Source organism: Aeromonas sp. R7-5 (genome assembly GCF_040908015.1).
GTDB lineage: Bacteria > Pseudomonadota > Gammaproteobacteria > Enterobacterales > Aeromonadaceae > Aeromonas > Aeromonas caviae.
In genome coordinates this window covers 57,190-70,004 of record NZ_JBFOCZ010000026.1, presented here as the reverse complement: position 1 = coordinate 70,004, position 12,815 = coordinate 57,190, and the positions used below count along the sequence as shown (strand labels likewise).

12 protein-coding genes are annotated in these 12,815 nt (G+C 59.4%); 2 read left to right on the top strand and 10 right to left on the bottom strand.

What is annotated here, in order from left to right; translation table 11 throughout:
- Positions 1-22: 22 nt before the first annotated feature.
- From ihfA to thrS, 7 genes are all read right to left on the bottom strand, one after another.
- Entirely contained in the window at positions 23-319 is a 297-nt protein-coding gene (ihfA, locus tag AB5Y53_RS08960; RefSeq protein WP_005300715.1) for an integration host factor subunit alpha, read from the bottom strand.
- Positions 320-322: 3 nt separating this feature from the next.
- Positions 323-2,710: a phenylalanine--tRNA ligase subunit beta gene (gene pheT / locus AB5Y53_RS08955; RefSeq protein ID WP_368181708.1), complete on the bottom strand. Its 2,388-nt coding sequence runs from the start codon at positions 2,708-2,710 to the stop codon at positions 323-325.
- A 12-nt stretch (positions 2,711-2,722) separates the two neighbouring features.
- Positions 2,723-3,706 (bottom strand): phenylalanine--tRNA ligase subunit alpha, encoded by a 984-nt coding sequence (pheS, locus tag AB5Y53_RS08950; RefSeq protein ID WP_041215128.1) that lies wholly within the window; start codon positions 3,704-3,706, stop codon positions 2,723-2,725.
- Between the two features lie 305 nt (positions 3,707-4,011).
- Positions 4,012-4,368, bottom strand: a complete 357-nt coding sequence (gene rplT, locus AB5Y53_RS08945) for a 50S ribosomal protein L20 (protein ID WP_010674800.1) — start codon at positions 4,366-4,368, stop codon at positions 4,012-4,014.
- Positions 4,369-4,383: 15 nt separating this feature from the next.
- Complete coding sequence (gene rpmI, locus AB5Y53_RS08940) at positions 4,384-4,581, bottom strand: 50S ribosomal protein L35 (protein ID WP_005300673.1); 198 nt, start codon at positions 4,579-4,581, stop codon at positions 4,384-4,386.
- Between the two features lie 86 nt (positions 4,582-4,667).
- A complete protein-coding gene (infC, locus tag AB5Y53_RS08935; RefSeq protein WP_185219337.1) occupies positions 4,668-5,198 on the bottom strand; it encodes a translation initiation factor IF-3 in 531 nt (176 codons plus the stop codon).
- A gap of 21 nt (positions 5,199-5,219) precedes the next feature.
- A complete protein-coding gene (gene thrS / locus AB5Y53_RS08930; RefSeq protein ID WP_010674801.1) occupies positions 5,220-7,148 on the bottom strand; it encodes a threonine--tRNA ligase in 1,929 nt (642 codons plus the stop codon).
- A 325-nt stretch (positions 7,149-7,473) separates the two neighbouring features.
- On the opposite strand from thrS, the gene AB5Y53_RS08925 reads away from it, so the two are divergent.
- Positions 7,474-7,686 carry a hypothetical protein gene (locus AB5Y53_RS08925; RefSeq protein ID WP_010674802.1) on the top strand — a complete coding sequence of 71 codons (213 nt, stop codon included), beginning with the start codon at positions 7,474-7,476 and terminating at the stop codon, positions 7,684-7,686.
- A 3-nt stretch (positions 7,687-7,689) separates the two neighbouring features.
- Here AB5Y53_RS08925 and AB5Y53_RS08920 read toward each other — a convergent pair whose 3' ends face one another.
- Entirely contained in the window at positions 7,690-8,280 is a 591-nt protein-coding gene (locus AB5Y53_RS08920) for a tetratricopeptide repeat protein (RefSeq protein ID WP_164882852.1), read from the bottom strand.
- Positions 8,281-8,454: 174 nt separating this feature from the next.
- Here AB5Y53_RS08920 and AB5Y53_RS08915 point away from each other — a divergent pair, with 174 nt between their 5' ends.
- Positions 8,455-9,510: a PA0069 family radical SAM protein gene (locus AB5Y53_RS08915; protein WP_368181705.1), complete on the top strand. Its 1,056-nt coding sequence runs from the start codon at positions 8,455-8,457 to the stop codon at positions 9,508-9,510.
- A 6-nt stretch (positions 9,511-9,516) separates the two neighbouring features.
- Here AB5Y53_RS08915 and AB5Y53_RS08910 read toward each other — a convergent pair whose 3' ends face one another.
- Together AB5Y53_RS08910 and gyrA are read right to left on the bottom strand one after the other, a co-directional pair.
- Positions 9,517-9,690, bottom strand: coding sequence for a hypothetical protein (locus AB5Y53_RS08910; RefSeq protein ID WP_164882096.1), 174 nt, complete (start codon positions 9,688-9,690; stop codon positions 9,517-9,519).
- A gap of 304 nt (positions 9,691-9,994) precedes the next feature.
- Entirely contained in the window at positions 9,995-12,742 is a 2,748-nt protein-coding gene (gyrA, locus tag AB5Y53_RS08905) for a DNA topoisomerase (ATP-hydrolyzing) subunit A (protein ID WP_368181704.1), read from the bottom strand.
- Between the last annotated feature and the right edge of the window lie 73 nt (positions 12,743-12,815).

Here is a 12,815-nt window from a genome sequence, read left to right as displayed (position 1 = left end):
CAGGCGATTGCCTGGCTTTTTGTCACTCGTTGGGTTCAACATTTTCTACCCTGGCCTTGAGCTTCTGGCCGGGCCGGAAGGTCACCACGCGACGGGCGCTGATGGGAATATCCTCCCCCGTCTTGGGGTTGCGTCCGGGACGCTGGTTCTTCTCGCGAAGATCGAAGTTACCGAAGCCGGAAATCTTGACCTGTTCGCCACGCTCGAGCGCCTGTCTGATCTCCTCAAAGAAGGCTTCCACCATATCTTTGGCTTCACGCTTGCTCATCCCGAGCTGGGTGAACAGGTGCTCTGCAATGTCGGCTTTGGTAAGCGCCATAGATCAATCCCTCAAGGATGCATTCAACTCTTCACCGAGGGCCCGCACGACATTGTCCACGGTCTCGGCGATCTCTTTCTCCTCCAGGGTGCGCTGGGTGTCTTGCAACACCAGGCTGATGGCCAGGCTCTTCTTGTCCTCTGCCATACCAGCGCCCTGGTATACGTCGAACAAGTTTATTCCAACTAACTGATTTCCGCCAACTTTTTTAATTACTGCCAGAACGTCGCCTGCCAGGATCTGTCTGTCAACCACCACGGCGATGTCGCGACGGTTGGCCGGGAACTTGGATACTTCGGCAGCAACCGGCACCTTGGCCGGCGTCAGTTTGTCCAGCTCCAGCTCGAACATGACAGCGCGGCTCTTCAGACCCAGCTTCTTCTCGAGGCTCGGATGGATCACGCCGATGTGGCCGATCACGACGCCATTACGCAGAATGGCTGCGCTCTGGCCCGGATGCAGGGCACTGTGCTCGGTGCGCTCGAAGGTGAAGGTAGCCCCTTCGGCAGTCAGATCCAGCACCGCTTCCAGGTCACCCTTCAGATCGAAGAAGTCGACGGGACGGGCCTTGACATCCCAGTGCTCGTCCCCCTGGTTGCCGGTGATGATGCCGGCCAGCATGGGCTCCTGACGGATGCCGTTCTCGGCATTCTCGTCCTTGATGAAACGCAGGCCCTGCTCGAACAGGCGCACGCGCGGCTGCTGACGGTTCTGGTTGTAGACCACCGCCTGCACCAGACCCGGGAACAGAGAGACGCGCATGGCGGACATCTCGACGGAGATCGGGTTTGGCAGCACGATGGCATCGCTCTGCGGGAACAGGGTCTGCTGAGCCTTGGGATCGACGAAGCTGTAGGTGATCGCTTCCTGGAAACCGCGGTCAACCAGCAGGTCGCGCACCCGCTTCAGGGTCACCTGCCCTTCTGCCTGCTCTACCATCGCGAGGGATGCGGCGGGTTTGAGGTTCGGGATGTTGTTGTAGCCGTAGATGCGGGCCACTTCCTCGATGAGGTCTTCCTCGATGGCGATGTCGAAACGCCAGGAGGGAGCCAGCGCGGTCCAGCCGTCAGTATCCACGGTTACCTGCATGCCCAGACGAGTCAGAATTTCGACCACCTGCGCATCCGCCACGCTGATGCCGATCACCTTGTCGAGCTTGGTGCGGCGCAGCTTGATGGGGGCAGCCTTGGGCAGATGGGCATCGGATTTGACTTCGATGACCGGACCCGCTTCACCGCCGCAGATGTCCAGCAGCAGACGGGTAGCACGATCCATCACCTTGGCCTGCAGCTCGGGATCCACCCCGCGCTCGAAGCGGTGGGAGGAGTCGGTGTGCAGACCGTAGGCACGGGCACGGCCAGTGATGGAGAGCGGCGCGAAGAAGGCGCACTCCAGCAGGATGTCGGTAGTGGTCCCGGAGACACCGGTGCGATCGCCGCCGAAGATGCCGGCCATGCAGGCAGGGCCTTTGGCATCGGCAATCACGAGCGTGGTCTCTTTGAGCTTCACCTCGTTGCCATCGAGCAGGGTCATGGGCTCGTCGGCCTTGGCGCGGCGCACCACCAGTTCCCCTTCAAGCGTCGCCAGGTCGAAGGCGTGCATCGGCTGGCCGTATTCCAGCAGCAGGTAGTTGGTGATGTCAACGATGGCGTCGATGGAACGAATACCGCCACGGCGCAGCTTCTCCTGCATCCAGAGCGGGCTCTGGGCGTGCAGGTTCAGCCCCTTGATGACACGGCCGAGATAACGGGGGCAATCTGCCGGCGCTTCAACCCGGATCGGGAAGGTTGCATCGATAGTGGCAACAGCCGGCGCCCAGGTCGGCTCGACCACGTCCACGCTGTTGAGCACGCCGATTTCACGGGCCAGACCTGCGATGCCGAGGCAGTCGGCACGGTTCGGGGTCAGATCCACATCGATGCTGACGTCGTTGAGCGCGAGGTATTCACGGATATCGGTCCCGATGGGGGCATCAAGCGGCAGTTCGATGATGCCATCGGCTTCGACGTCGATGCCCAGCTCGCTGAAGGAACAGAGCATGCCGTGGGACGGCTGGCCGCGCAGCTTGGCTTTCTTGATGGTGAAATCACCCGGCAGGGTCGCCCCGACCTTGGCCACGCACACTTTGAGGCCGGCGCGGCAGTTCGGCGCACCGCAGACGATGTCCAGCAGCTCGGCCTCGCCCACATTGACCTTGGTCACCCGCAGCTTGTCGGCGTCCGGGTGCTGGGCGCACTCGACCACTTCACCCACGACCACATTGTTGAACTGGCCGGCCACCGCTTCCACGGCGTCCACTTCCAGACCGGCCATGGTGATCTGCTCGGCCAGTGCATTGTCACTCAACTCGGTGCGGACCCACTCCATCACCCAGGATTTACTGAATTTCATGTTCTCTCGCCCTTACTTGAACTGCTTGAGGAAGCGCAGGTCGTTTTCGAAGAAGGCACGCAGGTCGTTGACCCCGTAACGCAGCATGGTCAGGCGCTCAACGCCCATGCCGAAGGCAAAGCCGGAGTATTTTTCCGGATCGATGCCGACCGAACGCAGCACGTTCGGGTGCACCATGCCGCAGCCCAGCACTTCCAGCCACTTGCCGTTCTTGCCCATCACGTCCACTTCGGCGCTCGGCTCGGTGAACGGGAAGTAGGAAGGACGGAAGCGAATGGTCAAGTCTTCCTCGAAGTAGTTGCGCAGGAAGTCGTGCAGGATGCCCTTGAGCTCGGTGAAGCTGGCATGCTCGTCAACCAGCAGGCCTTCGACCTGGTGGAACATCGGGGTGTGGGTCATGTCGTAGTCGTTACGATAGACGCGGCCCGGCGCGATGATGCGGATCGGCGGCTGCTGATGTTCCATGGTGCGGATCTGCACACCGGAGGTGTGGGTACGCAGCATCAGATCAGGATTGAAGTAGAAGGTGTCGTGATCGGTACGCGCCGGGTGGTGAGCCGGGATATTCAGCGCATCGAAGTTGTGGAAGCCATCTTCAATCTCGGGACCACGGGCAACCTTGAAGCCCATTTCGCCAAACAGGCGCTCGATGCGCTCGATGGTACGGGTCACCGGGTGCAGACCGCCATTCTCGATGCGGCGGCCCGGCAGGCTGACGTCGATGGTCTCGGCGGCCAGCTTCTGGTTCAGCACGGCGACTTCGAGGGCTTCACGACGCGCGTTCAGGGCATCCTGAACCTGCTGTTTGGCCTGGTTGATCACGGCGCCCGCTGCGGGACGCTCTTCAGCGGACAGGGCGCCCAGGCCCTTCATCTGCTCGGTAAAAAAGCCCTTTTTACCCAGATATTTGACCCGGATTTCGTCGAGGGCGGCGATGTCGCTTACGCCCTCAATTTCGGCCTTGGCCTGGCCGACTACTTCTTCAAGCTGTTGCATGTCTTCCTCGTCACCACTCCCGGAACAGGAGCCTTTAGGCTAAATAAGGTCAAGAGGGGAATAATACAAAAAAAGCCCCTTGGCTGACCATAGTTATGACGGGCTTTTCTCCCTGCAAATCATTTTGTTATATGGAAAAGCCACAAGCCAGATGCAACAGGATTGAAACAAGCATCGTTTGTTCTAGTTTGTTGGCATATGGAAGGATAAAGCATTTATGAACGTGGCATGCTACCTGCCAACGCTCAAAAATGAGCAACAAAAAAGGAGGCCTGAGCCTCCTTTATTTTTATAACAGAGCTGGATTAGACCAGAGCTGCTTTAGCTTTTTCAACCAGGGCGGTGAAAGCCAGCTTGTCGTGAACGGCGATATCGGACAGGATCTTGCGATCGATCTCGATGGAAGCCTTCTTCAGACCGTCGATCAGACGGCTGTAGGACAGGCCGTTCTGACGGGCTGCAGCGTTGATACGCGCAATCCACAGTTGACGGAACTGACGCTTCTTCTGGCGACGGTCACGGTAGGCATACTGACCAGCTTTGGTTACCGCTTGTACCGCTACGCGGTAGACACGGGAACGGGCGCCGTAGTAACCCTTGGCGGCTTTCATTACTTTCTTGTGACGAGCGCGAGCGGTCACACCACGTTTAACTCTTGGCATTTTTCACATCCCCCCTTATGCGTACGGCAGACAAGCGACAACACGTTTGTGGTCGGCAGCGGAAACAAAGAACTTCGGTCCCAGCTGACGCTTACGCTTACTGCTCTTCTTGGTCAGGATGTGACGCAGGTGGTTATGCTTGCACTTGAAGCGACCTGAGCCAGTCTTCTTGAAGCGCTTTGCGGCGCCCCGGTTGGTTTTCATCTTCGGCATTTCATACTCCGCATTGTGAGTGACAACAAAATCGCAAGGCGAACCGACTCATGGGGCCAGCCCCATGAGTCAATTTCTTGTGGGCCTTAAGATTTCTTCTTGGGTGCGAGGACCATCACAGCTTGACGGCCTTCGACTTTCGGGAACGATTCGACTACGGCCAGCTCTTCCAGATCGTTCTTGACGCGCTCGAGAACCTTGATACCAAGATCCTGGTGGGCCATTTCACGACCACGGAAGCGCAGGGTGACCTTTGCCTTGTCCCCGTCTTCCAGAAAGCGAACCAGGTTGCGTAGTTTTACCTGATAGTCGCCTTCGTCTGTGCCAGGACGGAATTTGATTTCCTTGACCTGGACGACTTTCTGCTTTTTCTTCTGTTCTTTGGTGGTCTTGCTCTTTTCGTAGAGGAATTTGCCGTAATCCATGATCCGGCAAACGGGCGGCTCAGCGTTCGGACTGATCTCGACCAGATCCACTCCAGCCTCAAGGGCCAAGTTCAGCGCATCCTGAATGGAGGTGATGCCAATGGCTTCACCATCCAGACCAGTCAGACGAACTTCTTTCAGACGGATCTCTTCATTGATCCGGTGAGCGCGGGCTTGCGGTTGCTTGCCCAGTTTTTTTCCGCCTTTTATAGCTTATTCCTCCACTTTCTTTTGTCCGCGGGTCTGAACTTCCTGGGTCAACAGAGCAATCAGCTCTTCAACAGGATAAGAGCCCAGGTCAGCCCCTTTACGAGTACGCACTGCAATCTTGCCGGCTTCTACTTCTTTGTCGCCGCAGACCAGCATGAAGGGTACTCGCTTCAAAGTATGCTCGCGGATTTTAAAGCCAATCTTCTCATTTCTCAAGTCCGCTTTTGCGCGAAGGCCCGCATCATTCAATGCCTTGGCAACTTTCACAGCATAATCGGCCTGGTTATCCGTGATATTCATGACCACGGCCTGGGTCGGAGCCAGCCAGGTCGGGAACAGACCGGCGTACTCTTCCGTCAGGATCCCGATGAAGCGCTCCAGCGAGCCCAGAATGGCGCGATGGATCATCACGGGGATGTGGCGCTCGTTGTCTTCGCCCACATAGGTGGCGCCAAGACGGCCCGGCAGGGCAAAGTCGAGCTGCACGGTACCACACTGCCAGGCACGATCAAGGCAATCGTGCAGGGTGAACTCGATCTTGGGACCGTAGAAAGCCCCCTCGCCCGGCTGCAGGTCGTACTTCAGGCCGTTGAGTTCCAGCGCCTCGGCCAGCGCGGCCTCCGCGCGATCCCAGGCTTCATCAGAGCCGATACGCTGCTCCGGACGGGTCGAGAGCTTGACCACGATGTTTTCGAAACCGAAGGTACCGTAGACGTCATAGACCATGCGGATGCACGCAGACACCTCTTCCATGATCTGCTCTTCGGTACAGAAGATGTGGGCGTCATCCTGGGTGAAACCCCGTACCCGCATCAGGCCGTGCAGGGAGCCTGACGGCTCGTTGCGGTGGCAGGAGCCGAACTCGGCCATGCGCAGCGGCAGATCGCGGTAGGATTTCAAACCCTGGTTGAAAATCTGCACGTGACCCGGGCAGTTCATCGGCTTGATGGCGTACTCGCGGTTTTCGGACTGGGTGGTGAACATGGCCTGGGCGTATTTCTCCCAGTGACCTGAACGCTCCCACAGCACGCGATCCATCATGAAGGGGCCTTTCACTTCCTGATAGTCGTACTCTTTGAGCTTGCCGCGGATGAAGGTTTCCAGCTCGCGGAAAATGGTCCAACCATCGTTGTGCCAGAACACCATGCCCGGCGCTTCTTCCTGCATGTGGTACAGGTCGAGCTGCTTGCCGATCTTGCGGTGGTCGCGCTTGGCGGCCTCTTCCAGACGCTGCAAATAGGCCTTGAGCTGCTTCTTGTCAGCCCAGGCGGTGCCGTAGATGCGCTGCAGCATCTTGTTGTTGGAGTCGCCGCGCCAGTAGGCGCCGGACATCTTCTGCAACTTGAAGTGGTGGCAATGACGCATGTTGGGCACGTGCGGGCCGCGACACATGTCGATGTACTCTTCGTGATGATAGAGACCGGGCTGGTCATCACGGGCAATGTTCTGATCCAGGATCTCGACCTTGTAGGTCTCGCCACGGGCTTCGAACACGTCGCGCGCTTCCTGCCAGGAGACCTTCTTCTTGATGACGTCGTAATCCTTGGCGGCCAGCGCCAGCATGCGCTCTTCCAGGGCAGCCAGATCTTCGTCGGTCAGGGTGCGGTCGAGATCGATGTCGTAGTAGAAACCGTTGTCGATAACGGGACCGATGGCCATCTTGGTCTGGGGCCAGAGTTGCTTGATGGCATGACCCAGCAGGTGAGCACAGGAGTGGCGCAGAATGTCCAGACCTTCTTCGTCTTTGGCGGTGATGATGGCCAGGGAGGCATCGGCTTCGATCAGCTCGCAGGCATCCACAAGTTCACCGTTTACCCGACCGGCAATGCACGCCTTGGCGAGACCGGGACCGATGTCCGCGGCCACATCCATGACGGAAACGGCGTGGGCAAATTGACGTTGGCTGCCGTCAGGCAGAGTAATAATTGGCATTAGGTGTTTCCTTATACAGTGGTGACCCCTACCAAAGGCCACATGCAGGTTGGAGAAACCCTTTCATGTCCAGCTGTTCACTCCCGAGTTTCACCGTTCACAATACGGTTGGTACACGGCAGTGGCACACCATATGGCGTGTGCAAGGCCATCCATTGAGAGGTACAGCGGGGGATTGTATCAGACGCGACAACCCAGACAAGCTGTCTTGGCGATTTTGCATACCGTCTAAGCGCGGGTGTCAACCAGTCCTACTTGCGAGGGCGCCCTTCTGCTGCCATACCCTGTACCAGATTGAGGCGTCAGCCAAAGCAAGGAGAGCATGATGTACACCTACGACATTTCATTTCCGGAGCATGCAGAAAAGCTGGTTCATCCGGATCACCTTCTCACGACTCACTGTCCCGTCCATATCGGTGAGCTGGTGATCCTGGGCGATGGCAGCAAGCGGGAGGTATGCAGCATCGTCCACAGTGCCGAGCGCAGTACCCTCTATGTCACGGACGTGACGCCCGGCAAAGTCACCGCCAGCCGTTGATCCCTAACCGGCGTTCAGAAAAGAGTGGCCATTGAAATCGAAGGCGCTGCGTCCCTCCTCGGCCAGCGCCATCTCCTGCAATACCTGGAGTGCCATCTTGTTGCCCTTTTGCGAGGCCTGATAGAGCCACTGCTTCGCCTCGGCCAGTTCAACCCGCCCGTTGACCCCCATCAGGTGCAGGATGCCCACCTTCAGCATGGCGGGCACATCACCGTTCCTGGCTGCCAGCTCCATCCAGCGAAACGCCTCGTGCAAATCCCGCTTCACCCCGGCCCCGCGCAGATAGACCTCTCCCAGCCGATACTGGCCGAAAGCGTCCCCCGCCTGCGCAGCCTGACGATAGAGTCGGATGGCGCGATCCATATCCTGCTCGCTCCCCTGCCCCACTTCATGGCTCCAACCCATCAGCGCCTGTGCCCGTGGCTGGCCCTGCTCCGCCAGCGGCGACCAGATCCGGGTCGCCTCATCAAAGTGCCCTGTCCGCCAAGCGCGGTTGGCCGCCGCCAGCTCCTGATCGGTGGAGAGCGGGATCAGACGCCAGATGACCAGCGCAATGAGGGCGATGAAGAGCCAGCGGGCAGTAGTAGGTTGCATGACATTTTCCGTGATCTGGTTCGCATTTCGTCTATGTAAACGAAATGTAGCAACAGATCAAGCAGGAGATCACCCGGGTTCACCCTCTTTCATGGGGTCGCTCTTTGCGAACTTGCAGTTTGACGGGCTACACAGCAAAATAACTGTATATACAAACAGTGAATTGGTGATGTGATGGCAGGACGAGGCGCGAACCACAATGTCGAGCACCGCTTCAGCGGCCCGCAAATCGAAACCGTTGACGACGGCTGGAGTCAGAGCGACTGGGACGCGGCATTTGCCGCCAGCGCTCCCCGCACAGAGGTGACGGAGATCAGCGCCCGCAGCATCATCAGCTACAACGATTCGCCGGATCTTCCCTTCGGTCGCTCCATCAATCCCTATCAGGGGTGCGAGCATGGCTGCATCTACTGCTATGCCAGACCCAGCCACGCCTACCTTGAGCTCTCCCCCGGGCTGGATTTCGAGAGCAAGCTGTTTGCCAAAATCAATGCTGCCGAGCTGCTGCGACGGGAGTTTGCCAAGCCAGCCTATCAGCCACAAACCATCGTGCTGGGGGCCAATACCGATCCCTATCAACCCATCGAGCACCACTATCGCCTGACTCGCGAACTCCTGAGGGTGATGCTGGCTCATCGCCATCCGGTAGGACTCATCACCAAGAGCGCCATGATCCTGCGCGACCTCGATCTGCTGACCGAGCTGGCCCAAGAAGGGCTATGCCAGGTGATGGTGTCGGTCACCACCCTCAATGACACGCTGAGGCGACAGTTGGAGCCCAGGGCCAGCACGGGGGTTGGGCGGATCAAGGTGATCGAACGACTGGCCAAGGCCGGTGTGCCGGTCGGCGTGCTGGCGGCCCCCATGATCCCCAGGCTCAACGAGCCTGAACTGGAACAGATCATCAAGGCCGCCGTCGACGCCGGGGCGGGCTGTGCGGATTACATCTTGCTGCGATTGCCCCACGAGCTCACCACCCTCTTTTGCGACTGGCTCGATACGCACTATCCCGGCCAGAAAGAGGCGATCCTCAACCAGCTGCGGGCAAGCCGGGGTGGCGCACTCAACAGCGCCACCTTTGGCAGCCGCATGCGAGGTGAAGGACAGTTTGCCGACCTGCTCGCCCAGCGCTTTCGCCTGATCAGCAGGCGGCTGCAACTGGGCAAGCGCCATGTAGCACTCAATACAGCCGCCTTCATCCGCCCGGGCGAGCAGTTGCGTCTGTTCTGAGCGCCGTCAGCCCCGTGGTCTCGGCGGGCAGCTCCCCGCTGGATGGCGCTGTGCAATCAGCTCCGCAGGCAGGCGTGATGGCTCGTGCGCCACCTCCTCCTCATCCACCCTAAGGCGCGCCTTCTCCTGCCCTCCCCACATCCGGCTCCACCAGATCTCCCACATTACCCAGCTCGTCATAACAGTGCTCCTGGCAAGCGATGCCTGCCTCTGTGGTGGCCTCATTCAACGCAGGCAGCATGGCTGGCCGTCATGACAGGGCCATGACAGCCGAGTGAAGGAATCGTGTTGATGCGATGAGGCCAGCCCTGCATATCAGGAAGATGACGCCGTGGTAGGCAGGGCTGCATGCACGGCAGACGGAGCTGGGCAGCAGAGAAGAGAGCTGCTGGGCAAGCACAAGGACGGGGAGAGCCTGCGGTGAGGCGGACAAAAAAAGAGCGACCATCAAGGTCGCTCTTTTGCATCGGACAAAGGGGGACGATTACTCGTCGCCCGCCTCCCCGGTATCGACGGCGCCAGCGTCCGCTGCGGTGTCGGTGCCTTCAGACACCTCCCCTTCAACAGCCAGGGCCTCGGTTTCCTCTTCGTCGCTCTCGGCAACGCGCTGCAGGCCGACCACGGTCTCGTCTTCACCGGTACGGATCAGACGCACACCGCCGGTGTTGCGGCCGATGACGCTCACCTCGGACACCCGGGTACGTACCAGGGTACCGCCGTTGGTGATCAGCATGATCTGGTCGGTATCTTCGACCTGGATCGCATCGATCACCTTGCCGTTGCGCTCATCCACCTTGATGGAGATGACGCCCTGGGTACCCCGGCTCTTGGTCGGGTACTCGTCCAGCGCGGTACGCTTGCCGTAACCGTTCTCGGTGGCGGTGAGGATGGCACCATCACCACGGGGCACGATGAGGGAGACCACCTTGTCACCGGCGCCCAGCTTGATGCCGCGCACACCGGCAGCGGTACGACCCATGGGACGTACGCCCTTGAAGGTGCCTTTGCTTTCGGTGCCTTCGCCGTTGTCGCTGCCGTCATCGTCGTTGCCGGTGTCGTCATCGGTATCGACTTCGTCAGTGGCATCGGCATCGGCGCGACCGCTGCCTTCCGCGAAGCGAACCACCTTGCCCGCATCGGAGAAGAGCATGATCTCGTTGCTGCCGTCGGTGATGTCCACCCCGATCAGCTCATCACCCTCTTTGAGGTTGATGGCACGGATACCGGAGGAGAGCGGACGGCTGAAGTCGGACAGGCTGGTCTTCTTCACGGTGCCGTTGGCGGTGGCGAAGAAGACATACTTGTCGGCGTCATATTCTTTCACCGGCAGGATGGCGGTGATGCGCTCACCCTCATCCAGCGGCAGCAGGTTGATGATCGGACGACCGCGGGCACCACGGGACGCTTCCGGCAGCTGATACACCTTGAGCCAGTAGACCTTGCCACGGGTGGAGAAGCACAGAATGGTGTCGTGGGTGTTGGCCACCAGCAGACGCTCCACAAAGTCCTCTTCCTTGATCCGGGTGGCCGACTTGCCACGACCACCGCGGCGTTGGGCCTCGTAGTCGGAGAGCGGCTGATACTTCACATAGCCCTGGTGAGACAAGGTAACGACCACGTCTTCCGGGGTGATCAGATCTTCGATGTTGATCTCGGCGCTGGACATGCTGATCTCGGTGCGACGCTCGTCGCCGTACTGCTCGCGCACGGCCAGCAGTTCGTCACGGATCACTTCCATCAGGCGCTCGGGGCTTGCCAGGATGTGCAACAGCTCGGCGATGAGATCCAGCAGAGACTGGTACTCTTCCAGGATCTTCTCGTGCTCGAGGCCGGTCAGCTTGTGCAGACGCAGGTCAAGGATGGCCTGGGCCTGGATCTCGGTCAGGAAGTACTGCCCTTCACGGATGCCGAACTCCGGCTCCAGCCACTCGGGGCGAGCCGCGTCGTCGCCCGCTTTTTCCAGCATGGCGGCCACGTTGCCGAGTTCCCAGCCCTTGGCTACCAGGGCGGCTTTCGCATCCGCCGGGGTCGCACTGTGGCGAATGAGCTCGATGATGGGGTCGATGTTGGCCAATGCCACCGCCAACCCTTCCAGGATATGCGCCCGATCCCGCGCCTTGCGCAGTTCGAACACGGTCCGGCGGGTCACCACTTCACGGCGGTGCAGCAGGAACGCATCCAGGATCTCTTTGAGGTTCATCACCTTGGGCTGGTTGTTGTCCAGCGCCACCATGTTGATGCCGAACGTGGTCTGCATCTGGGTGTGCTTGTAGAGATTGTTCAGCACAATCTCGCCGGACTCGCCGCGCTTGATCTCGATGACGATGCGCATGCCGTCCTTGTCGGACTCATCGCGCAGGGCGCTGATGCCCTCGATTTTCTTCTCTTTGACCAGCTCGGCGATCTTCTCGATCAGGCGAGCCTTGTTCACCTGATAGGGGATCTCGTGGACGATGATGGTCTCGCGACTGGTCTTCTCGTCCACTTCCACCTCGGCCTTGGCCCGCACATAGACGGAGCCGCGACCGGTACGGTACGCCTGCACGATGCCGGAACGGCCGTTGATGATGCCGCCGGTGGGGAAATCCGGGCCGGTGACATGGGTCATCAGCTCGTCAATGGTGAGGTCGCCGTTTTCGATCAGCGCCAGGCAACCGTTGACAATCTCGGTGAGGTTGTGAGGCGGGATGTTGGTCGCCATGCCCACCGCGATACCGGAGGAGCCGTTGACCAGCAAGGTGGGGACCTTGGTGGGCATGACAGCCGGGATCATCTCGGTGCCGTCGTAGTTAGGCACCCAGTCCACGGTCTCTTTGTCCAGATCGGCCAGCAGCTCGTGGGAGATGCGCGCCATCCGCACTTCGGTGTAACGCATGGCCGCGGCGTTGTCGCCGTCCACCGAACCGAAGTTGCCCTGACCGTCGACCAGCATGTAGCGCATGGAGAAATCCTGCGCCATGCGGACGATGGTGTCATACACGGCGCTGTCGCCATGCGGGTGATATTTACCGATTACGTCACCGACCACACGGGCCGATTTTTTATAGGGCTTGTTCCAGTCGTTCCCCAGCTCGTTCATTGCATACAGAACGCGGCGGTGAACCGGTTTCAAGCCATCACGCACATCCGGCAGAGCTCGTCCTACGATCACGCTCATGGCGTAATCCAGATAGGAACTCTTGAGCTCTTCTTCGATGTTGACCGGCGTGATCTCTCTGGCCAGATCGCTCATAGAAAGCCTTAATCCCTAATTAGTTGTTCTTTGGCTTAAACAGCGCGACATGGTAACACACTGAGCCAAATAC